Annotated in this window: 14 protein-coding genes; all 14 read left to right on the top strand. The window is 64.3% G+C overall.

All coding sequences use genetic code 11. From position 1 onward, the window contains the following. Window positions 1–421 precede the first annotated feature (421 nt). The 14 genes from murA to AB1384_03975 all read left to right on the top strand — a co-directional run bounded on the left by murA (window position 422) and on the right by AB1384_03975 (window position 25,515). A complete protein-coding gene (murA, locus tag AB1384_04040; protein ID MEW6553442.1) occupies window positions 422–1,708 on the top strand; it encodes a UDP-N-acetylglucosamine 1-carboxyvinyltransferase in 1,287 nt (428 codons plus the stop codon). Window positions 1,709–1,742: 34 nt separating this feature from the next. Further along, a complete protein-coding gene (locus AB1384_04035; GenBank protein ID MEW6553441.1) occupies window positions 1,743–4,568 on the top strand; it encodes a S8 family serine peptidase in 2,826 nt (941 codons plus the stop codon). Window positions 4,569–4,853: 285 nt separating this feature from the next. After that, on the top strand, window positions 4,854–7,832 hold the full coding sequence (locus AB1384_04030; protein ID MEW6553440.1) for a hypothetical protein: 2,979 nt from the start codon (window positions 4,854–4,856) through the stop codon (window positions 7,830–7,832). 21 nt (window positions 7,833–7,853) lie between these two features. After that, the gene (locus tag AB1384_04025; GenBank protein MEW6553439.1) at window positions 7,854–10,904 is read left to right on the top strand and encodes a hypothetical protein; all 3,051 of its coding nucleotides are present in this window, start codon (window positions 7,854–7,856) and stop codon (window positions 10,902–10,904) included. A 27-nt stretch (window positions 10,905–10,931) separates the two neighbouring features. Then, entirely contained in the window at window positions 10,932–13,985 is a 3,054-nt protein-coding gene (locus AB1384_04020; protein MEW6553438.1) for a hypothetical protein, read from the top strand. A gap of 222 nt (window positions 13,986–14,207) precedes the next feature. Next, complete coding sequence (locus AB1384_04015) at window positions 14,208–15,197, top strand: ATP-binding cassette domain-containing protein (protein ID MEW6553437.1); 990 nt, start codon at window positions 14,208–14,210, stop codon at window positions 15,195–15,197. A gap of 5 nt (window positions 15,198–15,202) precedes the next feature. Then, window positions 15,203–16,135 (top strand): ABC transporter permease, encoded by a 933-nt coding sequence (locus tag AB1384_04010; GenBank protein ID MEW6553436.1) that lies wholly within the window; start codon window positions 15,203–15,205, stop codon window positions 16,133–16,135. A 120-nt stretch (window positions 16,136–16,255) separates the two neighbouring features. After that, window positions 16,256–18,424, top strand: coding sequence for a histidine kinase N-terminal 7TM domain-containing protein (locus tag AB1384_04005; protein ID MEW6553435.1), 2,169 nt, complete (start codon window positions 16,256–16,258; stop codon window positions 18,422–18,424). Window positions 18,425–18,438: 14 nt separating this feature from the next. Next, window positions 18,439–19,107, top strand: a complete 669-nt coding sequence (locus AB1384_04000; protein ID MEW6553434.1) for a response regulator transcription factor — start codon at window positions 18,439–18,441, stop codon at window positions 19,105–19,107. A 236-nt stretch (window positions 19,108–19,343) separates the two neighbouring features. Next, a complete protein-coding gene (locus AB1384_03995) occupies window positions 19,344–19,607 on the top strand; it encodes a hypothetical protein (protein MEW6553433.1) in 264 nt (87 codons plus the stop codon). A gap of 235 nt (window positions 19,608–19,842) precedes the next feature. Then, complete coding sequence (locus AB1384_03990) at window positions 19,843–22,032, top strand: SpoIID/LytB domain-containing protein (protein MEW6553432.1); 2,190 nt, start codon at window positions 19,843–19,845, stop codon at window positions 22,030–22,032. Between the two features lie 133 nt (window positions 22,033–22,165). Beyond that, window positions 22,166–23,227, top strand: a complete 1,062-nt coding sequence (locus AB1384_03985; GenBank protein MEW6553431.1) for a hypothetical protein — start codon at window positions 22,166–22,168, stop codon at window positions 23,225–23,227. A gap of 2 nt (window positions 23,228–23,229) precedes the next feature. Beyond that, entirely contained in the window at window positions 23,230–24,660 is a 1,431-nt protein-coding gene (gene pyk / locus AB1384_03980) for a pyruvate kinase (protein MEW6553430.1), read from the top strand. Between the two features lie 135 nt (window positions 24,661–24,795). Next, entirely contained in the window at window positions 24,796–25,515 is a 720-nt protein-coding gene (locus tag AB1384_03975) for a TetR/AcrR family transcriptional regulator (protein ID MEW6553429.1), read from the top strand. The last annotated feature ends 98 nt before the right edge of the window (window positions 25,516–25,613 follow it).

The following is a 25,613-nucleotide window of genomic DNA, read 5'->3' as shown; positions in this document are numbered from 1 at the left end:
GGGCTCACCTTATCCGGCCACTCCGATGCACGCTTGTCTCTGCGACCGACCTGGTAGTTCTCGGGCAGGGGCAGCGCAGAAGGTGGCTCTGACCGACCGAGTCGAGTCCGGGTATGGGCGTCGGTATAGGCGACACCCGGATGGGCTCACCTTATCCGGCCACTCCGATGCACGCTTGTCTCTGCGACCGACCTGGTAGTTCTCGGGCAGGGGCAGCGAAGAAGGTGGCTCCGAGATCCCACAGACGATCAGCGAACGTCGACCCCGGAAGGGGGGCTTGCTGCTTCGCTCCGGATCCAGGGATCCGGGGTCGGTCCTATGTAATGGCGATACAAGACACGGAGGTAGGCAGGCAGACCGGCGGATTACAGAACGGGCGTTGGGCGGGCAGACCGATGGCTGCAGGTGATATCATCTTTTTATGGAAAAGAGCAAGTTCATCATAGAGGGAGGTACGCCCCTGCGGGGCGAGGCGAGGGTCGGAGGGGCCAAGAACTCCGTGCTCAAACTCATGGCCGCCAGCCTGCTCACCCCCGAGGACTGCTTCATCCGCAACGTGCCCCACATCAGCGACGTGAGGATAATGGTCGAGGTGTTGCGGCGCCTGGGTGTGGAGGTGGAGTGGGAGGACGGCGGCCTGCGTATACGCTCCGGGGAGTTCGCGTCGCGCGAGGCCTCGTACGAGCTGGTGAGGCGCATGCGCGCATCCATCGTCGTGCTGGGTCCGCTGGTCGCACGCTGGGGGGAGGCATCGGTAGCCATCCCCGGGGGCTGCAATATCGGTTCGCGCAAGATAGACATGCACTTGAAGGGGCTCGCTGAACTCGGGGCGGAGATTAGCAGCGAACACGGTTACGTGCACGCACGGGCTTCCCGTCTCAAAGGGACGCATATCATACTAGATTTTCCCAGCGTGGGCGCGACAGAGAACCTGGTCATGGCCGCCGTGGGCGCGGAGGGCCGCACCACCATCGAGAACGCCGCCCGCGAACCTGAGATCCAGGACCTGGTGGCGTTCCTGGTTTCCATGGGCGCGGAGATTGAGGGCGCGGGCACACCGGTCATAGAGGTCACCGGGCCATGTGAGCTCAGGGGGACCGAGCACCGTGCCATAGGGGACCGTATCGAGGCGGGCACCCTGGCTATCGCCGCCGCGGTCACCGCCGGGGATGTGACCATCACCGGAATAGACCCCGCCTGCCTGGGGCTCCCCCTGGAGAAGCTGCGTGAAGTCGGCGTGGAGATCGAGGAGGGAGAGGGGAAGCTGCAGGTGCGCGGAGGGAGCGCATACGGGCCGGCGGACCTGGCGACCCTGCCCTTTCCAGGCTTCCCCACCGACCTGCAGCCGCAGATGATGGTCCTCCTCAGCCTTGCCGCGGGAACCAGCGTGATCACCGAGAACGTCTTTGAGAGCAGGTTCATGTTTGTAGACGAGTTGAACCGCATGGGTTGTGATATAAATATCGAGGGCCACCACGCCATCGTGAAGGGGGTGGGGGCCTTGAGCGGCGCCGAGGTCTGTGCGCCCGACCTGCGCGCCGGCGCGGCACTGGTCCTGGCCGGCCTGGCGGCGGAAGGCGAGACGCACCTCCTGGACGTCTTCCACGTCGACCGGGGTTACGAGGACCTGGAGAAGAAGCTCTCAAGCCTCGGAGCGAGGATCACCCGCGCCGGTATCGAGGACGGCAACGGCGGCGAATACATGTGAAATGGACCCGGAAAGGTCGTTTTCGGAGGTGAGGATGGTGCGCGGCGGCGTCAAGGAGACACTCCCCAACCTATTTGCGGTCGTCACCATGGCTTTCATCCTCTGTTTCGTGTCCGTACCGGCGGAGGCCGGTGCCGATCCCGGAGGCCGCACGGGCGCATCGCCCAAGGACTTCCTCGCCGCGCATCTGGATAACGGGCATTACCCGCCGGGCAGCTATCTTCCCGGGGAAGTGGTGGTGGTACTGGAGGACCCGTCCCTGGCAGGCCTGGGCGGTCTTATGGCGGAGTTCGGGACCTTGCTCGCCCCGGATGCCGGCGAGGCCTTATCGGTTTTCGCCGCTTCCCCGCAGAAGAGGGTGGTCAAACTGCGGCTGCAGGCCGGGGTGGACGAACTGGATACGGCGCGACGGCTCCTGGCATCCCCGGCCGTCAGGACCGCCGAGCCCAACATTATATTCAAGGCCGACACCACGGTCCCCAACGACACCTTCTATGGCCAGCAGTGGAACCTCCAGGGGGCATACGGTGTGGGAGCGGATGAGGTATGGGACCTGCAACGGGGCTCCGCCGGCCTGACCCTGGCGGTAGTGGATACGGGCCTCGATTACAACCACGAGGACCTGCTGGGGCGGCGCAGCGGCGGCTGGGATTACTACAACGGCGACGCCGACCCCTGGGACGACAACGGGCACGGCACCATGGTGACGGGGATGGCCTGCGCCAACACGGACAACGGCACGGGCATGTCTGGCCTGGACTGGCAGGCCAGGGTGATGCCGCTCAAGGCCCTGGGCGCGGAGGGCGAGGGTTACCTGGACACCGTGGTCAGCTCCATCTATCATGCCGCCAACAACGGGGCGGAAGTGATCAACATGAGTTTGACTTCTCCCACCTATTCCCAGGCGCTGGAGGACGCCGTCGATTACGCCTCTTCCCTGGGTTGTGTGATGGTGGCAGCGGCTGGGAACGAGGGCACCAGCCGGCTCAATTATCCCGCCGCCCTCACCGGCGTCATCGGGGTCGGTTCCACCGACGAGAAAGGCAACCGCTCGTGGTTCTCGAACTACAACCCCTCCGTCGACCTGGTGGCGCCGGGGGAGAGGATCGTCGGCACCAGTCCCAACGGCGCCTACGCCCTGGGATCGGGGACGTCGGAGGCCACTCCCCACGTGTCCGCGGCCGCCCTGCTCCTGCTGGCGGAACACCCCGGTTCCGCGCCCAGGGAGGTGTGGCGTATGCTCAAGGACAGCGCCAGGGACCTCGGCAGCCCCGGGTACGATGAGCAGTTCGGCTGGGGCCTGCTGGACATATACGGCGCCTTGAAGGTCCCGCTGGTAACGGTGACCTCGCCCCAGGACTTCGCCTACCCCGCTGCGGGAAAGGTGTCCGCCACGGCTACCAGCACCAACTCCTCCATCAAGTACCTGGAGTTGTGGCTGGACGAAGAGCTGGTCGAGTCCTATACGGCTCCCGCGCCCACGGGCAGCCTGAACCACCAGTTCACCGCCTGGGACTTGAGCCAGCTGGCCGAGGGGACGCACGGCATAACCGTGAAGGCGGTGGATTCCAGCGGGTCCTGGGAGGGCGAGCATACCATCACCGTCTACCGTAACCAGAGCCAGCCCCGTCCCGCTACCGACTGGTACCTGGCCGAGGGCACCACGGCCTACGGTTTCGAGGAATACGTGCTGGTGCAGAACCCCAACGGCGCGGCGGCCGCGGTCCAGGTGACCTTCATGAAGCCGGGCGGCGAGACCCAGCAATACGGCTACACCATGGCCGGCGATTCGCGTATGACCATCATGGTCAATTCCCTCGTTGCGGCGGGCGACGTGTCCACCTACCTGCACGCCGACCGACCGGTGGTGGTCGAGCGGGCCATGTACTGGGGGGGCAGGACCGGAGGGCATACCGCGGTGGGGGCTAATGCGCCGGACAACGACTGGTACCTGGCCGAGGGCACCACCGCCTACGGCTTCGAGGAATACGTTCTGGTACAGAACCCCAACCCCTCTACGGCCGCGGTGAGCGCGACCTTCATGAAGCCGGGCGGCGAGACCCAGCGGTTCGATTTCTCCATGCCCGGAAATTCGCGCCAGACCCTGTTCGTGAACGGGCTCGTGCCCGCGAGCGACGTCTCCACCCATATCCATTCCGACCAGCCCGTGGTGGCGGAAAGGGCGATGTACTGGGGCGGAAAGGACGGCGGCCATGCCACCCTGGGAGTCACCGCCGGCTGCTCCACCTGGTTCCTGGCCGAGGGCACGACCGCGTGGGGTTTTGAGGAATACGTGCTGGTGCAGAACCCCAATCCCACCGCGACCAGCGTCACCTTCACTTTTCTGAAGCAGGGGGGAAGCCAGGTGAGGGCGGTGTACACGGTGGGGGCCCAGTCGCGCTTCACCCTGGACGTGGCCGGGGTCGTTGACGGGAACGACGTCTCCACTTCCGTGTGGGCGGACCAGCCGGTGATCGTGGAGCGGGCCATGTACTGGCCCCGGGATGCGCGCTCCCGTGCGGAGGGGCACTGCAGCACGGGTTCGGTGACCGCGGCGCGGACCTGGTACCTGGCCGAGGGATCGACCGGCTGGGGATTCGAGGAATACGTACTGCTGGCTAACCCGACCGATAGCGTGGCCCACGCCACCCTGGTGTTCATGCGCACGGACGGCAGCACCATGAGCTACACGGTCAACCTGGGCGCCTTCTCGCGCAACACCGTCTACGCCAACGCGGTGGACCCGGGCCGCGATGCCTCCATCAGGGTCGTCTCGGATGTCCCCCTTGTGGTGGAGCGGGCGATGTACTGGTCCGGCATGGAGGGCGGTACCAATGCCCTGGGGGTCCTCCAGCCCTGAAGAGAAGGCCGAAACGGGTCGACCGGCGCAGGAACCCATCCGGATCGGAACCGCATCCCATGCGTGATAACCCATGTCTAGCAGGGATGATAGGAAATGGATGGCGGCTCTTGGCCGATTGCTTGCTCCGATGTTACAAATCTGTTACCGTGACGTTAAAATGGTGCAAATAAGAATACCGTGGGGTTTACAGGACTATCCGCTTTGATGTTTATTATATATAGTCTGGATATTTGTATATTTGCATAATATCCATGGGTTGAAGGTCTTGAAGCGAGGAAAAGGATGCTGAGGACTTCAGTCCAGACCGTCATAAACCTCGTCGTCATCGTCCTGGTGATAGGGGCGGTGGTGGCGGGCGCGCTGGCCCTGATCCCGTCCCACAACCCCGTGGGCCCCATTCTCGGAAAGGTCGCTTCCACCCGGGGCATCATCTCCGGGCTCCTCGGCAACCTGGATGCGGCCAAGCTCGCCGAGGCGCTGCGCAACAACCCAGCGATGATGGGGGACCTCTTCGTCGCATTGGGCAACGAGGGGGCCGAGAACGTGGCCCAGGCGGTGAACGAGAACCCCGAGTTCATAGTGGTCCTCCTCTCCGAGCTGGACCCGGCCACCCTGGCCTACGCTATAAACAATCCCGCCATGGCCGAGTTCACCACCGAGCTCATGGGTTATCTGGACCCCGAGGCCATAGCCGTGATCGTCAACGAGAGCGGCCCGGCCATCGCCGACCTCCTGGGCTATCTCGATCCCAAAGTCCTGGCGGATGCCCTCAACGTCAACGGAGAGTTCCTCACCGCCATGACCGCGGCCATGGACCCGGCGGTGATGGCGGGGGCGGTAAACGCCAACGGGCCCTTCGTCACCGCGCTCATCGGGTTCCTTGACCCGGCGGTGCTGGCGGGAGCACTCAACGCCAACCCCTCAACCGTCAACGACCTCCTGGGTTTCCTGGACACGGCGGTGGTGGCCGGGGTGATCAACGACAACGGACCCTTCGTCACCAGTATCATGGGTTATCTCGATCCCGCGGTGCTGACGGAGGGCATGAACGCCCATCCCACCTTCATGTCCAGGATGATGGGTTCGCTCGACCCGGTGGTCATCGCCGGGGTGCTCAATGCCAACACCAGCGGTACCGTGGATCTGGTGAACAACCTATCAGACGAACTGCTGAACAACGTACTGGCCCTTACCGCCCACGATCCGAACTGGATCAACGCACTGCTCCCCAGCCTGGACCCAGCGGTGATCGCGGCGATGGTGAACAACTCGTCCCCCTTCACCGCGGGCCTGGTCAACGCCATCGACCCCGCCTGGGCGGCGGGGATCGCCAACGCCAATCCCGATCTCATCTTCCAGGTCATGGACAGTATCGACCCGGACCTGGTGGCCACCATGCTCAACAACCAGAACATGGTAAACGGCGTGCTCCCACTCATAGACACCGCCGCCATCGGGGCGGCCCTGGGCGAGCATACCGATTTGGTGACCCAGCTGCTGCCGCTCCTCGACCCGGCCATCGCCGAGGTGACCAACCAGGCCCTGGAGGGCAATCCCGAGCTGGCCAAGGCGCTGCTGGCCAACCTGGACGGGGCGCAGATCGCCTCCGCCCTGGCCCAGGCGCCCGCCTTCATCACCGGCCTGGTGCAGGAGATAGAGCCGGGGATGGTGGCGGCGGCCCTCAGGGGATCCAACGACAACCCGCAGTTGCTCATCAACCTCACCAACAACCTGGACGCGGCACAGGTGTCGCACGCCCTGGACCTCTCGGGGTCCTTCATGCCCACGCTCATCGCCTTGCTGCCCAACAACCTCGCCAAGCGAGTGGGCAGGGCGCTGAACGCCAACCCGGCCATGCTGGACACGGTCATCGGCACGGCCGACCCGACCGTGCTGGCGGGCATCCTCAACTCGGGTGCCGCCGACGCGCTCATCGCCGGCCTCATACCCCTCCTCGACGAGGGGGCGGCCCGGGCCATAGCAAGGGGGGTCAACATAGACGCCGGCCAGTCCACGGCCCAGTCCTTGATAAGGTCTCTGCTCCTCAACTCCAATGCGGAGGTGGTGGCGGACGCGGTCAACAGCAACCCCGACTTCGTGGCGGGCCTGCTCAATAACCTCGACGAGACCGCGGCCGAGGCCATCGCGGACGGCATGAACGCCAATCCCGCCACGGCGACCACCGTGGCGCGTTACCTCAACGGGGGCACCAGCCAGAGGATAGCGGAAGCCCTCAACGCCAACCCCGGTATAATACGGCCCCTGGTGAACAACCTCTCGCCCCAGGTGGGGCGGGCCATCGCCGAGGGGCTCAACCAGAACGGAACGGATATGACCGTGGAGCTAATGGCCAACCTCAGCGAGGAGGTAGGCGTGGAGCTGGCGGAAGGCCTGAAGAACAACACCCAGCTCCTGACCACCCTGCTGCCGCGGCTGGACGCTAATGTCGGCGAACAGATCGCCCTGGGGTTGAACGATAACGCCGACCCCGTCACCGGCGGCGGTTTCCTCCAGGCCATGGTGGAGGGGACATCCCCGGAACTCACGCAGGTGATTGTCAACGTGCTCAACGACGGGCCGCCCTACCCCATGGACGATTTCATCAGCACCCTCATCTTGAACCTGGACGCCAGGACCGCGGGGGCGGTAGCGGAAGGCATCAACGGCAATCCCGCCCTGGTGGAGGACCTCCTCAACCACCTGGACGGCGCGGTCATGGCCGAGGAACTCAACCAGAACGAGGCCTGGCTCACGGCCCTGGTGGGAGCCCTGGACGCTGACGCACTTGCGGACGCCCTCAACACCGCTCTGGGGACCGCTGGAGGGCAGGCCTTCGTGACCGACCTCCTCTCGACCCTGGACGGCGGCAACGTAGCGCAGATCCTTAACGCCAACCCCGGGCTTACCAGGGAACTGATGGAGGCAGGCGGGGAGATCGGGCTGGGAAATACCCTGCACGACCTGCTGGCTGACGCCGGGGCCGGGAACCCGGGGGGCTTCCTCTCGGGATTGATCATGAACCTCGACGGGAACGTAATGGCCAACGTGCTGCAGAACGCCGTCTCCGGCGCCACCCTGACCGCGGAAGAGATCGCCCGGCTGCCGTATTCGCCCTATACCATGCTCAAGGTGACCTGGTTCTATGTTTATCTGAAAGCGGACATCGAGTTCCTGGGCCTGGGCCCGCAAGAGGGCTGGGCCTGGACAACCATCGAGGGCGGGGAGCCCTACCACTGGGAAGGCCCGGCGGTCGTTCCATGATAGAGACGATGGGAAGAGAAGATGCTGGTACGTAAGCCGATACAGATCATTGTGAACCTGGTGGTCATCCTGCTGCTGGTGGGCTTGATCGTCGGCGGTATAGTCATGCTCCTCCCGGTCAAGGGGACCATGGGCACCGTACTGGGCAAGCTCTCCTCCCAGCGCCATACCCTCAGCGGGCTCATCGGAGCGCTGGATCCGGCGGCGATCGCCAAGGCCATCAACGAGAACCCAGAGTTCCTGGCCCAACTGCTACAGGAGCTGGAGGACCCCGAGAACATGCAGGCCACGGCCGCGGCCGTCAATGAGAACCCCGATTTCCTGGTGGTGCTGGTGGCCAACCTGGACCCCCAGGTGGTCGCGGAGGCCATCAACGCCAGCGGGGACCTCATCACCGAGGTCATCCCCCTCCTGGACCCGGAGGTGCTGGCGAAGACGGTGAACGAGAGTTCCGATTTTACGGCGGCCCTCCTGCCCGAGCTGGACCCCGAGGTCATCGCGGCCATCGTCAACATGAACGGGCCTTTCCTGACCGCGCTGGTATCGTACCTGGATCCCGCGGTGCTGGCCGCCTCGGTCAACGCCAACCCCGATCTCGCGGTCAACCTGCTCAAGGTGCTGGACGCCGGGGTGATCGCGGCGGCGGTGAACGCCAACGGCGCCTGGGTCTCGACCCTGCTCGCGCTGCTCGACCCCGTGCCCACCGCCCAGGCCATCAACTCCAACCCGGCCTTCGTCTCCGGGCTGCTCGGGAACCTCAACCCCAGGGTGCTGGCCTCGGCGGTCAACGCCAACGCCGCCTTCCTCTCGGGCCTCACCCGCTACCTGGACCCGAGCGTGGTGATACGGGCCGTGAACGAGAACAAATCCTTCATCATCGGGATAACCAATAACCTGGACCCGCAACAATCGGCTGCCCTGGCCTCGGACCAGGCGCTGCTCACGCGCATCCTGGGGCTGATCAACCCCGCGCCCATCGCCGCGGCGCTCAACCAGAACGCCCAGTTCATCAAGAACGTCATGCCGCTGCTCGATCCCCGGGCCCTGGCGGCTTCGCTCAACGGCACCGGCGATGCCGTGGCCGCCATCGTCTCCTACCTGCGCGACGACTACATCACCTATATCGCGGGCGACGAGGAGTTCCTGGACGACGTGCTCGACCGCATCGACCCCAACGTGCTGGCGGGTGCGCTCAACGTCAACTCCGCATTTGTCTCCGCGCTCATCGCCGACCTGCCCCCCTCTCTGGGAAGGGCGGTGGCGGAGGGCTTGAACCTCTCGGCGGAATTCCTGGACCGCATCATCGCCACCTCCAACCCCGCCTTTCTGGCCGGGGTGCTGGAGAGCGCCGGTCCTTTCATGTCCGCCCTCGTGGCCAACCTGGACCCGGCGGTGGCACGGGCGGCGGCGGCGGGGGTCAACGGCAACCCGGCACTGATAGACGCGGCCCTGGACAACCTCGACGTCGACGGCCTCCTGTACATCCTGGGAGAGACCACTGGCTTCTCCGAGGAACTCTCCGCCCACCTCTCGCCCCTGGCGGCGGCGGGCATCGCCATGGGGCTCAACGCCAACGGGGACTTCGTCTCCACCCTGCTGGGGGTCCTGGACGCCAACGGCCTGGCCGCCATCCTCTCCAACCATCCCGGGGTGACCAGGCAACTGTCAGCCAGCCTGAACGCACATTTCGGACAGGCGGTGGGCGGCGGCCTCAACGCGGGCGGCACTTTCCTCACCAACCTCATAAGCTACCTCGACCCGGCGGTGATCGGCGACGCCCTGGACGTCAATCCCGGGCTCACCCGGGACCTCATCGCCAGCCTGGACGGCGAGCTGGGCGAAGCCATCGCCAAGGCGATAAACGACAAGCCGGACTTCATCGTAGACCTGCTGAGCAACCTTGATGCGACCACCGGCGCGGCCATGGCCGAGGGGACCAACATCAACAGCCTGGAGGGACGCGGTTTCCTGGAGGGCATGCTCAGGCATCTCAATTCCACCGTTGCCCAGGAGGCCGGACGGGCCCTGGAGACCAACCCGGACCTCCTCGTCCAGGTGGTGGGCAACCTCAACGCCACCACCGGCGAGCGCATGGCGCTGGCGACCAACGAGGCCGTCGCGCAGGCGGAACTGGAGGGCAGGAAGCCCCTGATGCAGGTGCTCATGGAGAACATGGCGCCGGAGACGGCCCGGGCTCTGGCCGAGGGGCTGAACCTGAGCGCCGCCAACGCCAAGCCGAACTTCCTCACCAGCCTGCTGGTGAACCTGGACGACCAGACGGGAGCGGCGGTGGCGAGGGGGCTCAACGCCCTGGCGGTCGGGGAGGGTTCCTCCGACCTCTTCGAGGTTCTGAACATCACCCTGAGCAACACCCAGCCACATACCCTGGAGGCGATAACCGGCGCGCTTGATTCGGAGCCAGGCAAGGCCTTCGTGAACGCGCTCCTCGACAACCTGGACGCCGAGGCCCTGGCCGGGGGCGGGACGGAGCCGGGCATCAACCGCGGCCTGGACGCGGCCCCGTCCTTCTTCCTGCGCAACAACCTGGCCGCCACCGACGCCGATATGATGGCCCGCATCTCCGGTGGCCCCGGTATGGACCTGGCCCGGCAGCTGCTGGGGCTCAACCCGGACCCGTCGCCGCTCAACGCTTCCCTGGTGGCGGACGCCCTCTCCGGCGGCATCCAGCCCCTGCTGGAGGGCATCCTCTCCGAGCTGAGCGCCGAGGGGACGGCGGCGGAGATGGCGGGGATAGTGGAGCTGGACAGCAACTATCAACTCGATCCCGTCACCGGGATACAGAGCCGTGGATGGTATACGCCGGCCGGCGTGGACGCCTTCTACATGCTCACGGACATGATGGCCGACAACGACGCCATGGCGCAGGTGCTGGCCGACGCCATCGTGAACAGCATCAACGACGACACCGCGAACACGGGCCTCCTGCATAACCTGGGCCTTGCGGTGAGGTTGAGGATGTGGGGAGTGCTGGCGGGCTTCTGCATACCCCTGGACGCTCCCGGCGTGGGATATATCGATGGAGCCTATACCGGCCCCCTGCGTGGGCCATAGGATAGAGCGGGACAAGAGGTTACAGGGATGTTTCTTCTCAAGCGGCCGATACAGCTGGTAGTGAACATAACGGTGATCGTGCTCCTGGTGAGCGCGGTGGTGGTGGGCGCGGTGATGATGCTGCCATCGCGCAGCCCCATCGGGCCGCTGCTGGGCAGCATGGCCTCCGATGTGGACCTCCTCAGTGAAATGCTCAGGAACACCAAGGCCGAGGCGGTGGCGCAGGCCATCAACGAGAACCCGGAGTTCATCTCCGAGTTGCTCAACGCCATGGTGGAGCAGGGGACGGTCCCGGTCATCGCCGAAGCCGTGAACAACAACCCGGATTTCCTGGTGGCCATGGTGCCCTATCTCGATCCGGAGTCCATTGCCTACGTGGTGAACAACAGCTCCGACCTGGCCATCGGGGTGCTGGAGTATCTCGACCCAGCGGTGGTGGCGGACGCCCTCAACGCCAACGGCGAGTTCGTCGCGGAACTACTGGGATACCTAGACCCCGTGGCCCTGAACGCTGGTATCAACGCCAACGGTCCCTGGCTCTCGGCGGTGATGTCCTATCTAGACCCCGCGGTCATCGCGGGGGTCCTCAACGGCAACGGGCCCTTCCTGACCTCCATACTGGGGCTGCTGGACCCCGCGAACACCGGGCGTATCGTGAATGAGAACGGGCCCTTCCTCTCCGCCCTGGTCTCCTACCTGGACCCGGCGGTGATAGCGGACGTGGTCAACGCCAACGGGGGCATGCTCTCCGTCTCCATGGGCTATATCGACCCCTCGGTCATCGCCTCGGTGGTCAACCAGAACGGGCCGTTCCTGGCCGCCATCATGGGTTACCTCGATCCGGCCGTGCTCGCTTTCGCGCTCAACGACAATATAGCCACGGTGGTGCAGGTGACGCGTTCCGTGACCCCGGCTTTCGTGGCCGATATCCTCAACAACTCGACCCTGCTCGCGGCATCGGCCCCCTACATGCAGCCGGTGCCGGTGGCGGGCGCGCTAATGGCCTCCACGGACTTCATCAACGACCTCATCTCCTTTCTCGATCCCGACGTGGTGGCCGACCTCATCAACTCCTCCATAGACCTGGTAGAGGAGACCACCAACTATGTGGACCCGGCCTTCGCCGCCGATCTCATCAGCAACCAGGCCATGCTCTCTCGCATCCTGGGCCTGCTGGACGTGCAGGTGCTGGCCAATGTGGTCAACGCCAACCCGCAACTGACGGCGGACCTGCTGCCGCTCCTGGCCCCGCAGGTGGGCGCGGGCGCGGGCGCGGGGGTGGGCGCCAACCCGGCCCTCATCGTGGAGGCGCTCAACGCCCTCAACCCGGCCATCCTGGCGGGAGCCCTCAACGCCCATCCAGAGATAACCGAAGAGCTTTCGAGGCTCATGCCTCCATCGCTAGCGCCTTATATAGCCTCGGGCGTCAACCAGAACCCGGAGTTCCTCGGGGAGCTGCTGGCGAACCTCGACCCGGCCCCCATCGCCCAGGCCCTGGGGGCCCATACCGACTTCGTATACGATCTGGTCACGCAGCTCAAGCCCGAGGTGGTGGCGCCCATGATCGATGGCTCCAACCGCAACCCCGACTTCCTGGCCTCCCTCATCAGTCACCTGGACGCGGCGCCGCTGGCGGGGGCCATCAACGACAACCCGGCTTTCCTCAAGAACCTGCTTTCGGGCCTGACGGGCAAGATGGGGGCGGCAATGGCCCGGGGCGTGACCGACAACTGGCTGGCGGGGAACGACTTCCTCTCCGCCGTCATCGGCGCCCTGGACCCGGCGGTGATCGCGGCCGCCGTCAACGCCAATCCCGCCTTCCTGGAGGGTTTCCTGGCCAACGCCAGCTCGCTCACGGCCGAGTTCCTGGCGCGGGGCATCAACAGCAACGTGGCCAGCCACCCCTTCGGGTCCGACCTGCTCTCGGTGCTCATCACCAACATCTCCCCCTCGGCGGCCGCTGCCCTGGCGGAGGGGGTCAACCTGAACGTGCGGGGCAGCCCGACGGACAACTTGCTCACGGGGCTCCTGGCCAACACCAACGGCGACACCGGCGCGGCCATCGCGGCGGGGCTCAACAACAACCCCTCTTTCATCCGGGTGCTGGTGGAGAACATCACACCGGCCACGGCCATAGCGGCGGCGAACGGCATCAACCTGTCGTGCCAGAGGGCGAGGGATGGGTACGGAGGACACTCGCCGGAATACTATCAGTTCCTACGCAGGCTGCTCGCCAACCTCGGGCCGGGCGTGGCCCAGGCCTCATCCGAGGGCTTGCTGGCCAACGACGAGCTGAACGGGCTCGTCTCGGCCCTTATCACCAACCTCAGCGCTTCCGTGGTGGCGCCGGTCATCGCCTATGGCCTGAACGAAAACCCGGCGGTGGGGAACATGGTGCCGGGATTATTGCAGCAGCTGGACGCCACCACCGCGCACACCATCGCCCTGGCGCTCAACGCCAATCCGCAAGCCACCAGCCTGCTGCTGGAACAGCTGGACCCGGACTTCGTGGCCGGGCTCCTCGCCGACAACAGCGACTTCCTGGCGGGCATGATCTCCAACCTGGACGGCGCGGTCATCGCGGGCGCCCTCAACGAGGAGTACGCCATGCATGCCGATGGGGCGACCCAGTCCCTGGTGGGGCGCCTGCTAGCCTCCCCCGACTTCAGCGGGGCGGACCTGGCGGGGCTCCTCAACGAGGCGGGTTACGATTTCCTGGTGGACCTGCTCTCCAACCTCGACCCGGGACCCATCGCCGCGGCCATCAACAGCAGCGGCGAGGAATTCCTGACCAAGCTGCTGGCCTTCCTGGACCCCGACCTCGTGGTGGCGGCCATCAAGGCGGACCGGACACCCAACTATATAGCCGGGATCCCCGGGGGCGGCGTCAAGGACCTCAACGTCCACCTGTATGTGTACGAGGCAATGGGCTCGCCCCTGATAGTCCTGGGGCCGGGCGAGTTCAAGGTCTTCGATGCCGACATCTACATTCCGCCCGCCATCCCGGACATGCCGCCCTACCCGTGGAACGCCAACCCGCTGCTCTACCCCGACCGGGGACCGCATCCTCCCTGGCCGTAAAGACCGCCCGGCCATGTGGACAGGGGTTGAGCCATTCCATCTTTGGATGCGTGCCGTCCAGTATCTTCCAGGAGATATCCTGCCGGAATGTCCTGGCGACCGGTTTTCAAGCCTAAACCGTCCAGTTTTGAATTTTAGATAACATGGGCGGATAACCTGTTGACACTCCACCGGACAGGGCATATAATCTTCCACGATTGTTAGCAATGCTAAAGGTTTGAGATGGACGAGATAATCGCGGTAAACAACCTGGTCAAGGAGTACGACGGCGTGACCGCCGTCAAGAGCATCACCTTTGTGGTGGAGCGGGGCGAGATATTCGGCTTCCTCGGCCCCAACGGTGCCGGCAAGACCACCACCATCAACATCCTGTGCACGCTGCTCAAGCCCACCTCGGGCAGCGCGGTGCTGGACGGCTGCGACGTGGTGAGGAACCGGGACAGGGTAAGGGAGTCCATCGGCCTGGTCTTCCAGGACCCCTCCCTGGACGACCGCCTGACCGCCCGCGAGAACCTGGAGTTCCACGCTTACGCCTACCGCGTCCCCCGGGAGGAGAAGGAGGCGCGCATCCACGAGGTGTTGGAGATGGTTGAACTGCTGGACCGCGAGAAGGACCGCGTGATGACCTTCTCCGGCGGTATGAAGCGGCGCTTGGAGATCGCCCGCGGCCTGCTGCACTATCCCAAGGTGCTCTTCCTGGACGAGCCAACGGTGGGTCTCGACCCCCAGACACGCAACTCCATCTGGGAATACATCCACGAGCTGAAGAAGAAGCACGACATCACCATCTTCCTCACCACCCATTACATGGACGAGGCAGAGAACTGCGACCGCATCGCCATCATCGATTACGGGGAGATCATCGCCCTGGACTCGCCCGAGAACCTCAAGAGCCAGGTGGGCGGAGATGTGGTCAAGGTGACCACCACCGATGACGCCAGGGCCGAGAAGGTCCTGCTCGAGGAGTTCGATATAGAGATGATACAGGACCGCGAGTGCCTCTGCTTCGAGGTGGAGAGCGGCGAGAAGTTCATCCCGCGCTTCATCCGGGATTTCCCGGTGCCGGTGACCTCCATAAGCGTGCACCGCCCCACCCTGGACGACGTCTTCCTCAAGCTCACCGGCCACGAGATACGTCCCGAGGGGGCCGACAGCAAGGCCGACCTGCGCGCCTTCGCGCGCGGTTTCCGCGGACCGGCGGCAAGGAGATAGGCGAGATGGAAGAGACATGCGCACCGGGCACGACGGCAGGCTCCAGTAAGCTAACCCGGCTGGGCATCGGCGTATACATCACCTGGCTCAGGGACGTGAAGCGCTTCTTCCGCGACCGCATCCGCCTCATCGGCGCCTTCGCCCAGCCCCTAATCTACCTGGCCCTCATGGGAACCGGCCTGCAGGCGGCGTTCAAGTCGTTCGGGAGCGGGGAGACGAAATATATCACCTTCATGTATCCCGGCATCGTGAGCATGACCGTGCTCTTCACGGCCATGTTCTCGGCCATCTCCATCATCTGGGACCGCGAGTTCGGCTTCCTCAAGGAGATGATGGTGGCCCCCATCCCGCGCTCGTCGGTGGCCATGGGCAAGGTGCTCGGGGGAGGGACCACCGCGCTGATGCAGGGTTTCATCCTGCTGCTCTTCATGCCGCTGGTGGGGATACCGTATAACCTCGAGAAGATCCTGGTGATGATCCTGGTGATGTTCCTGCTGGCCATCTGCCTCACCGCCTTCGGCGTGGCCTTCGCCGCCCGCATGCGCTCCATGGAGGCCTTCCCCATCATCATGAACTTCGTGCTCATGCCCATGTTCTTCCTCTCGGGCGCCCTCTTCCCCCTGCAGGACCTGCCCAGGTGGATGGAGATACTCACCAGGATAAACCCCATGACCTATGCCGTGGACGCCATCCGCGGCGTAGCCCTCAAGGGCATCACCGTCACCTCGGCGGCCTCCGTCAGCCTGCCCCAGGTCCCCCCGAGCCTGGCGTCGAACCCGGACTTCATCAACTGGGCGAAGCAGGCCCAGGCGGCGCTGCCGGCCATGCCGCAACTCCAGACTCAGTTCTACCCCCTCATCGTCGACCTCCTGATCATCGTGGGCTTCGGGGCCGTGCTCACCACCATCGCCATCATCCAGTTCAATAGGCAGGACTAGGGCGACCCGGGCCAGTATAAATGCCGGCCCACACCCTACGGGGAAAAGGCGGGGCGGGGCGGGCGGACCAGCGGGTTGCAGGAGAGCGTTGGGGTTAGAAGATAATGGTATAATCCCAGTATGGCTGATGATCTTTCGCTGGTCCTGACCACCGCATCCGGCTTTATTAGCCTGGTGCTGGGGGTCTATGTCTTCTTGAGGGGCCGCCGTCAGATAGTAAACGTGCTCTTTCTCCTCATCTGTACCTTCATGGCTTTATGGTGCCTGGGCGAGGCCATGACCGTTACCGCGGACACCCTCGCCGCCAAGACCTTCTGGACCCGCTTCCAGGGGCTGGGAGAGATGCCGCTCATCCCCACCTATCTCTTGCTGGCGCACTATTTCACCGGCCGTGAGGTCCTGCGGCGGTCCCGCCGCAGGACCGCGGTGATGGTCACGGCCCTCTACGCCCCCTGGTTGCTGGGACTCGTGTTCCTCTATACCACTGGCATCTTCTATTCATCCTACTATCTCATTGAGGGGGGGCAGGGCATCAACGTGGTCAGGACCCCGGCGTTCTGGTTCCTGACCGCCCTTGGTTTCGCGGAGATCCTCGCCGCGTCCGCTATCTACCTGCGGGAGAGAAGCCGCACTACGGTCAAGGTCGCCCGCAAGGGCCTGCTCATCCTGGCCCTGGCCCCGCTGCCGATGCTGATAGCGAACATAATCATGAACCTGGAGTTGACCCTCCGGGTCACCACCCCACAGGCCGGCATCCTCTTTGTCGGCCTGCTTGCCTACGGGATCCTGCGCTATGGCCTCTTCGTGGACATCCGTTCCATGACCAGGAACGTACTGGCGCACGCGGTGGTGGTCTCAGTGAACCTCATTATCTTCACCGCGCTAAGCGCGTTCTACATCTATGGGCTGGACATGGGCCTGCACTGGTCGACCTATGTCCTGTTCGTACTCGCTGGCATCCCCTTCATGATCGCCTACCATACGGAACTGGAGTGGGCGAAGAGGTTCACCGGACGTCATATCTACGGCCGCGAGTTCGAGGAGGGCCGGCTGCTGCAGGAACTGGGCAGCTCCATCCGCACCGTGAGCAACGTGGGAGAACTGGCCGAGAGCGTCGTGCATAAGGTGAGGGAGTCCATGGGCATGTCGGCGTGCGCCTTGATGCTCTCGGACGACGGCGGTTACAGGGTCGTCGGCTACGATGCATACGACAAGCATCCCGCCGGCGCATTCAGCGAAACCGTTCTGGCGAACACGTTCATGTTGGAATGGGAAGATGCCTACACCACCTACAGCGATAAAGACAGGTACTCGACCCACTGGCATGTCGGCAACCGCATATACCGCGGCCAGTGTGTGTTGGAGTTCATCGATCTGGGCGTTCTTCGGATCTACGATGGCGACGGCAAGGTGAGGGAGATGCTGTGGCGCGAGGAGGACGAGGGAGAGGTCGTCTCCATCCCCCTTGAGATCCACGGCGAAAGGGTGGGGCTGCTGTGGTTCGGTGGCAAGCTGGACGGCCTCCGCTTCACCCTGGGGGAGTTCGACTTCATGGTCGCCCTGTCCACCCAGCTCGCGGTCTCGCTCCTCAATTCCAAGCTCATGCAGGAGCTGCTGGACAAGAGCGCGCGGCTGCAGAGACTGATCCAGAGCACCTCCTCGGCCCAGGAGGAGGAGCGTATACGCATCGCGCGCGAGCTCCACGACGGGCTCGCCCCCTATTTTCTGGACTTCATCTTCCGGTTGGACATGCTCGAGGCACAGGCGGCCGGGGTCCCCGGCCTCTCCGCCTCCCTCGAGGAACTGAGGGACAAGGCCCGCGAGGGCCTGCGGGACCTGCGCCTGGTCATAGGAGACCTCCGCCCCTCCTCCCTCGACGTGCTGGGGCTGGAGAAATCCCTCTCCACCTACCTGGAGAGGTTCGCCGCCGAGAACGGGATGGCGGTGGAATTACAGACCAGCGGCGACCTCGAGCACCTGGACTCCCTGTCCGAGGTCACCATCTTCCGCGTAGCCCAGGAAGCCCTCTCCAACATTGCCCGCCATGCCGGCGCCGCCAGGGTAAGGTTCATGCTCAAGGGCGATGACGGCTGGGTGGAGATGGTGGTGGAAGACGATGGAGCCGGCTTCTCGGAGCGGGAAGTGCGGGAGAGGATGATCATGGGCGAATGCCTGGGCATCAGGGGGATGCGGGAAAGGGCGGAACTCATGCAGGGAGACCTGGTGATAGACTCACGCCCGGGAAGCGGAACCAAGGTCAGCCTCTCTTTCCCGGTGCGGCGCCGGTAGAAGGAAGGACAGGCATGAAAGACGCGATACGCCTGGCGGTTGTCGACGACCACGAGATCGTACGCATGGGCGTAAACCGCCTCCTGGACAGCGAGAGCGGTATCAGCGTGGTGGGCGAGGCCGAGAACGGGAGCGAGGCCCTGGACATGGCGCGGCGCACGAAACCGCAGGTGATGCTCGTCGATGTCAAGCTGCCCGATATCAGCGGCATCGAGGTCGTGCGCAAGCTGAAGAGCGATCCCGAGACCGCGGGGATCCAGGCCATCATCCTCACCGTCTACGATGACCTGGAGATAGCGGCGGAGGCCATACGCGCCGGCGCAATAGGCTATATCCTCAAGGACTGCGGCAAGGAGCAGTTGCTCAAGGCCATCACCTCGGCCGCCGATGGCGTTCCCCTCGTCACATCCTCCATAACCCATCAGCTCGTCGCGGTGCTGCGCGAGCAGGACTGCCTGGTGACCACAGTACCCAGCGAGGAGGACCCCCTCCTCTCCCTCACCGACCGCGAGACGGACGTCCTCCGCCTGGTGGCCAAAGGCTACAGCAACAAGGCGGTGGCCAAGGAACTCGGTATAACCATCAGCACCGTCAAGACCCACCTGCGCAACATCTTCCGCAAGCTCGGAGTGGAGGACAGGGCGCAGGTTATCATCAAGGCCATCAAGGAAGGCATGCTCTGACCGCTTGCCGGCGGCATGTCCGGCACAGGCAACCGGCATCGCCAAAAATACTACCGAAATAACCCCGAGACGCGGCTTCCATGTGTCACTGCGTTATGTTATATTTCTAACGGCAACAAAGACAGCGGCCCACCGCTACTCACCGGGCCACAACAGCTCGCCGGGCTGAAGGACGTATGGGTTGAACAGGATCATTGTTTAAGGGTTCCGCGTTACGCGGAAACGGTAAGATTGGCATGGAAAATGATGGTAATATGACTACGCGCCTCATCGCCGCCGCCACTTCCGTCAAGGATGAGATAATCGATTTCTTCAAGGCCAATCCGTTTCTGCTGGTCAGCGAGGCCAGGTTGGCTGCGCTGCTGTGCCGGCCTCCGGAGATGGTCTGTGAGGCGGTTGCAGTGCTCCTGGATGCGGGGTTGTTGGCGAGAAGATACGGTGAGGCCCTGCTTTGCGTCAAAGAGGAACTGGATGAGGCCGGCCTCAGTGGCCAGGCCTAGGACTCCTGCCCGTCCGATCGCTACTGGCCATCCCGCGGAGCTGCGGGGCACCTGAACCCCCTTTCCCCCGTCTCAAAGCTATTGGGATGCGAGGAGTTGGCCGATATTCTACCTGAGAGCCGGTAAGGCATCTTGTGGTTAAATCGTATTATTGTTAAAAAACGATACTATTGTTATCATAGAGCTCAATACGAGAGCGCAGAAGAGAGCAAACTTAGGTGGTGCGCAGCAGACGATGCGATCTGGAGCCGGATACCGTAAAGTCCTGGCGGCGCTCATGGTGGCGGCGGTGCTGTTGGCGAGCCTGCTTACTCCGTCTATCCACGGCGAGGGGGAGGCGTACGCGGGTGGAGGAAACATCACTTTCTTCGGCCATGGCCGCGGCCATGGGGTGGGGATGTGTATGGCAGGGGTCTACTACCGCGCCATGCGCGGCGAGGAGTACCACGACATCATCCGCGCCTACTACACGGGGGTGAGCTTCTCGCACGTCAGCGACGACATGCCTATCAGGGTGCTCTGCCGCGACAACGTTATCCGGATTTTCCCCCTCAAGGAATATCTCTACCGCCTTCAGGAGGAGCCCGACTCCTGGCCCACGCAGGGCCTGAGGGTGACCATGGTAGCGGCCAGGACCTATGCCCTGTCGTGCATCAACCGCGGCAAGCACGCCGGAGACGGATACGATATCTGCCCATACGGCAGCTGCTGCCAGGCATTCGTGGAGACCATCGACCCCAGGACGAGGCCGAACATCGTGGCCGCGGTCAACGCTACCGCCGGGGAGATAATAACCTATGGGGGGCAACCCATCGTCGCCGCCTACAGCTCCTGCTGCGGCGGCTATACGGCCAGCATGGAGGAGGCCTGGGGGGGAGAGAACCTGCCCTACCTCAGTCCTGTTCCCGACGACGCCTGCGCCACCGACGAGGACCATGACTGGCAAGTGACCATGGCCTGGGAGGAACTGCAGGCCAAACTGAACTCCCATGCCGATACCGCGGTGGGCACGCTCTACGGGCTCGAGGTCACCTCGCACTGGACCTCGGGGCGGGTCAGGTACATCCGCATCGACGGCAGCGGCGGCAGCAAGACGGTGAGTGGGACCCTCTTCGCCTCCGTGGTCGGGCTGCAGACCCATTTCTTCTCCATGAACTCCCAGAGCTTCGACGAGTACCTGCTCATCCAGAACCCCGGCGCGGTGGCCGCGTCGTGCACGGTGACCTACATGTTCCCCGGGGGCGGGACCATGCAGGAGACCTGCCAGGTGGGCCCGAGGTCGCGCTATACCATCCACGTGAACGACAGCGTTCAGAACTCCGAGGTCTCGGTGAAGGTCAGCTCGGACCAGCCGGTGGTCGCGGAGCGCGCCATGTACTTCGACTTCCTGGGCAGCGGCCGTAAAGGGGGCCATTCGTGCATGGGCATCAGCGAGCCCTCCCTGCAGTGGAACTTCGCGGAGGGATATACGGGCGGCGACTTCGACACCTTCTTCCTGGTGCAGAACCCCAACGGGGCTGAATCCCACCTCAAGGTATCCTACATGGGTGGGGACGGCGAGGTGGACGAGTTCTACTATACCCTCGCCCCCAGCTCGCGCATGACCATCTGGATGGACCGCGAGCCGGGACTCGAGAACGGCGAGTTCTCGACGCACATGGAGAGCGACATCCCGGTGGTGGCGGAACGGTCCGTCTATTTCGGATACAACGGGGAGAAAGGGGGGACGGCGGCGGATGGCGCCAAGACGCCCAGCCAGGGATGGTATTTCGCGGAAGGCTACACCGGGGGGGAGTTCGACACCTATTTCCTCCTCTCCAACCCCAATGGCGATGCCGCCGAGGTGTCCCTTACCTTCATGCTGCCGGATGCCTCCAGCCGGGAGACGAAGGTGGTGCTGCCGGCGTACAGCCGCGGCACCGTATGCGTGGACGGCCTGTCGGGCCTGGAGCGGGCCGAGTTCTCCACCAGCGTGGCCGCCAACAGGCCCATCGTGGCCGAGCGGGCCATGTATTTCAGGTACGGCGGCAGGGGAGGCGGACATGACGCCATGGGCGTAGACGAGCCCTCCACCACCTGGTTCTTCGCGGAGGGTTTCACGGCAGCGGATTTCGACACATATATCCTGCTGCAGAACCCGAACCCCACCGGCGCTACGGCCACGGTCTTCTTCATGCTGACCGGTGGCGGCGAAATGAGGCAGGAGGTCAGTATAGAGCCTTACGCCCGCTACACGCTGCACGTGGATTCCGTGCCCGGCCTGGAGCAGGCCGAGTTCTCCACCCTGGTGGAGTCGCAGACCCCCCTGGTCGCGGAGCGCGCCATGTACTTCGTCTATAACACCCGGGACGGGGGGAGCAGTTCGCAGGGCACCACCACACCCGCCCTGGAGTGGTATTTCGCGGAAGGCTACACCGGAAGCTGAGCGGGGACGCCCCCGATTCACCGCTGTCCGTCCTCGGGAGCGAGGTTATAATAGGTCTGACGGTACAAGGCCCGGTTAAGAGGGGACGAACGGCAATAACGAGGGGGACAGGCCGATTTCCAAGCGTTACATCGTGATCGTCGTCGTCATGGTCGCCGCCTGCATCGTCCTGGTGGCCATCAGCTACCTCATGCTCAACGTGCTATCGAACATGGTCATCACGCCCAAGACCACGGTGGAGGTAGTCGAACGCGAGGGCGAGCTGTTCTTGCCCCTGGAGGGTGTGGAGGTGCTCTCCATGCAGATCAGCGCGGACGGCAGCTATCTCGCCTGCACGCTGAAAGAGCAGGGTGGAGGCACGGTGCTGCGGGTCCTCGGGCTGGGTGCGGGCGGCCGCACCGTCTTCGAACAGGGCATCGGCGGAGTCAGGATAGCCTGGCTGGGGAGCACGGCATCCCTCGCTTACGAGGACGCGGGAGATATATGGCTGCTGGACGTTACCAGCCTGACGCGGAGCAACCTCACCGCCAGCCCCGAGCTCGACAGCGAGCCCATCCCGTCCCCCGACGGAAGATACATACTGTGGACGGTCGCCAGCGCGGACAGCACGGGAGATGAGCCCGCTTTCTGGCTGATGCGGGCGGACGGCTCGGAGAAGGGTTTCCTGGCAAAGGCACAGCCCCTCGCGGTATGGGATGCCTCGGGAGGCAGGGTGATGTCGCGGCGAGCTACCGCCATCTCCGCCGGCGGGGAGAGCAGCCGCTACTTCCTGGAGACCGCCGTCCCCGGCAAGCCGGGCTGGGAACAGTTCGTGGAGTGCGAGGGGGAGGTCACCTTTATCTGGTGGCCTTCCAGGGACACCGTACTCTATGTGGGCCCGGTGCTGGTGAAGGAGCAGGACGTGGTCAAGGGAGTGTGGACCAGGGCTGAGCAGCCGGATAAATTCAAGAAAGTGGCCTCCACCGACGGGCTCGGCTTTGAGCGGTCGCATTACCTGTTCTATCCCTCGCGTACAGAGGAGTGGCTGGCTTACGTGGGCATCATGGGCCTGGAGTACCTGGATTACGGCGAGCGCGTCATCTACCGCTACCCGGACCTGGAGGCATGCACGCCGCTGGCGTGGAACGAGGACGCGGAGCAGCTGTTCTATATCGGCCCGCGGGGCATCTACCGGGTGGAAGCGGGAGGAGGATGAAGGTGGCGGATGAGCGCAAGACCAAGATAGTGGCTACTCTGGGACCGGCCTGCCGCGACCTGAAGACGCTCGAGCGCATGATCGCGGCGGGGATGGACGTGGCCCGCATCAACGCCTCCCATACCTCCCCCGATGACATGGGGGATGAGGTAAAGTCCCTGCGGGAGGCCTCTCGCCTCGCGGGCAGGGAGGTAAGCGTCATCCTGGACCTCATGGGCCCCAAGATCAGGACCAGGGACATCTCGGGCGGCGAGGTCCTCCTCGAGGAAGGTGGGGAGATCACGCTGTCGCGGGATGATTTCCAGGGCGATGCGTCCCGCGTGAGCGTGAGCTACCCGCACCTCCACACGGCGCTGCGGCCGGGCGACGAGGTGCTCATCGACGACGGGGCCCTGCGCCTCGAGGTCCTGCGGGTAGCTGACGGCGAGGTGGTGTGCAGGGTGGTCTCCGGCGGGCCGTTGCGTTCCCGCAAGGGCATCAACCTGCCGGGGGCGAAGCTGGATATCCCTCCCCTGACCGACAAAGACCTCTCCGACCTTGACCTTGGCCTGGAGCTGGGCGTGGACTGGGTGGCGCTCTCCTTCGTGAGATCTCCCGGCGACATCGCCCTTCTGCGCTGGGAGTTGAGGCGCAGGGGTTCCGACCTCCCCATCGTGGCCAAGATCGAGAAGCAGGAAGCTGTCGAGGCCCTCGAGGCGGTGGTGGAGGAGGCGGACGGGGTGATGATCGCCCGCGGAGACCTGGGCGTGGAGATGGCGCTGGAGGACATACCTCTCATCCAGAAGCGCATCATCGAGGCCGCCGCCAGCCATGGCAAGCCCGTGATCACCGCCACCCAGATGCTGCAGAGCATGATCTCCAGCCCGGCGCCCACACGGGCGGAGGTGTCCGACGTGGCCAACGCCGTCTTCGACGCCACCGACGCGGTGATGCTCTCCGGGGAGACGGCGGTAGGGGACTTTCCGGTGGAGGCGGTGGACACCATGCGGCGGGTGGTGCTCAAGGCGGAGACGGTCCTCCCCTACGACCACTGGCTAGGCGAGCGCAGGCGCTGGATCAGCAGCGGTACGGTGGAGGCGGTCTGTTTCTCCGCCTGCGAGCTGGCCAGGCAGACCGGAGCCAGGGCCATCGTGGCGCCGACGGAATCGGGTTTTACGGCGCGACAGATGAGCCGTTTCCGTCCCCATCAGCCCATCCTGGCTCCTACTCCACGCCTGGCATCGGCGCGCCGCCTCACCCTGTTCTGGGGGGTCTATCCCCGGCTGGTCGAGGTGAGGGGGAGCATCGAGGAGATGTTCGCCACCGCCGAGGAGGTCGCCCGGAAGGAGGGACTGCTGGGGCCCGGCGATACGGTAGTGGTGACCGCCGGGGTGAAGGACGCGGCCGAAGTGGGCAAACCCACCACCAATACCATCCACTGCGTCAGCGGCTGAAGACGCCCGGTTGACTTCCATGACTTCTGGTTATAGTATGACTCATAGTCATTACATTGCCGGGGGAACAACCAGACCTGTCAGTCATTGGGCCGGGCTGCAGCGTGGTCGCTGAAAACGGGGGCCGTTCACGCCATGGGCATATCAGCGCGCAAGGAGAGGGAGAAGCAGCACCGCAGGGATACCATACTGGCCGCCGCCAGGGAACTCTTTTTCGAAAAGGGTTACCGCACCACCATGGAGGAGATCGCCGCGCGGGCGGAGCTCTCCAAGGGTACCCTGTACCTCTACTTCAACAGCAAGGACGAGCTGTACATCTCCGTGATCATGGAGGGGTTCCGCATCCTCGAGGAGCGTATCGATGGGGCGCTCAAAGGCGTGAAGGGCGCTGAGAGGCGCGTGAAGGCCGTCTACTACGCTTTCATCGATCACTGCCTGGAGAACCGGGAATATTTCCGCATCACCCAGTATTTCCTCACCGAGGACGCCCGCCGCAACACCTCCGGCGAACTGGTGGCCACCGTCAACCGCTATTCCGGGAAGATCCTGGAGCGCGGCGCGGACATCATCCAGGAGGGTATAGACGCCGGGGACTTCAGGGAGGATCTCGATGCCGCCGCCCTGGCCCTGATCGTCTGGAGGATGAGCACGGGCATACTCGACCTAGCGGTCCTCGGAGACGGTCTCGGACAGGGCGTGGGCATCGGTCGGGAGCTGTTCGACATGGCCGTCGAGGTCATACTGGCGGGCATCGGTAAACGTTCGGCGTTAAAGGATGAGCGGAGCCGCTCTATGGCTGCAGAGCAAGATACCGGCGTTGGTCCGGGGCGATGGGAAACGGGAGTCAGGTCTTGACGGTCCTTTCGAAGGGGCATTGGTCTCAGGCAATGGCAAGTGGGGACAGGATAGATCCTTACCCCACCCTACGGGGAGAAGAACGTACGTCTGTCGGG

The organism is Actinomycetota bacterium (assembly GCA_040757835.1).
Lineage (GTDB): Bacteria > Actinomycetota > Geothermincolia > Geothermincolales > RBG-13-55-18 > SURF-21.
This window is presented reverse-complemented; position numbering and strand designations above follow the sequence as displayed.

Bases quoted from the DNA above. Each gene is read 5' to 3' on its own strand.
- AB1384_03990 (MEW6553432.1), top strand. From the start codon at position 19,843: ATGCGATCTGGAGCCGGATACCGTAAAGTCCTGGCGGCGCTCATGGTG.
- AB1384_04000 (MEW6553434.1), top strand. From the start codon at position 18,439: ATGAAAGACGCGATACGCCTGGCGGTTGTCGACGACCACGAGATCGTA.
- AB1384_04020 (MEW6553438.1), top strand. From the start codon at position 10,932: ATGTTTCTTCTCAAGCGGCCGATACAGCTGGTAGTGAACATAACGGTG.
- AB1384_04010 (MEW6553436.1), top strand. From the start codon at position 15,203: ATGGAAGAGACATGCGCACCGGGCACGACGGCAGGCTCCAGTAAGCTA.
- AB1384_04025 (MEW6553439.1), top strand. From the start codon at position 7,854: ATGCTGGTACGTAAGCCGATACAGATCATTGTGAACCTGGTGGTCATC.
- AB1384_04015 (MEW6553437.1), top strand. From the start codon at position 14,208: ATGGACGAGATAATCGCGGTAAACAACCTGGTCAAGGAGTACGACGGC.
- AB1384_03995 (MEW6553433.1), top strand. From the start codon at position 19,344: ATGGAAAATGATGGTAATATGACTACGCGCCTCATCGCCGCCGCCACT.
- AB1384_04005 (MEW6553435.1), top strand. From the start codon at position 16,256: ATGGCTGATGATCTTTCGCTGGTCCTGACCACCGCATCCGGCTTTATT.
- AB1384_03975 (MEW6553429.1), top strand. From the start codon at position 24,796: ATGGGCATATCAGCGCGCAAGGAGAGGGAGAAGCAGCACCGCAGGGAT.
- AB1384_04035 (MEW6553441.1), top strand. From the start codon at position 1,743: ATGGTGCGCGGCGGCGTCAAGGAGACACTCCCCAACCTATTTGCGGTC.
- murA (MEW6553442.1), top strand. From the start codon at position 422: ATGGAAAAGAGCAAGTTCATCATAGAGGGAGGTACGCCCCTGCGGGGC.
- AB1384_04030 (MEW6553440.1), top strand. From the start codon at position 4,854: ATGCTGAGGACTTCAGTCCAGACCGTCATAAACCTCGTCGTCATCGTC.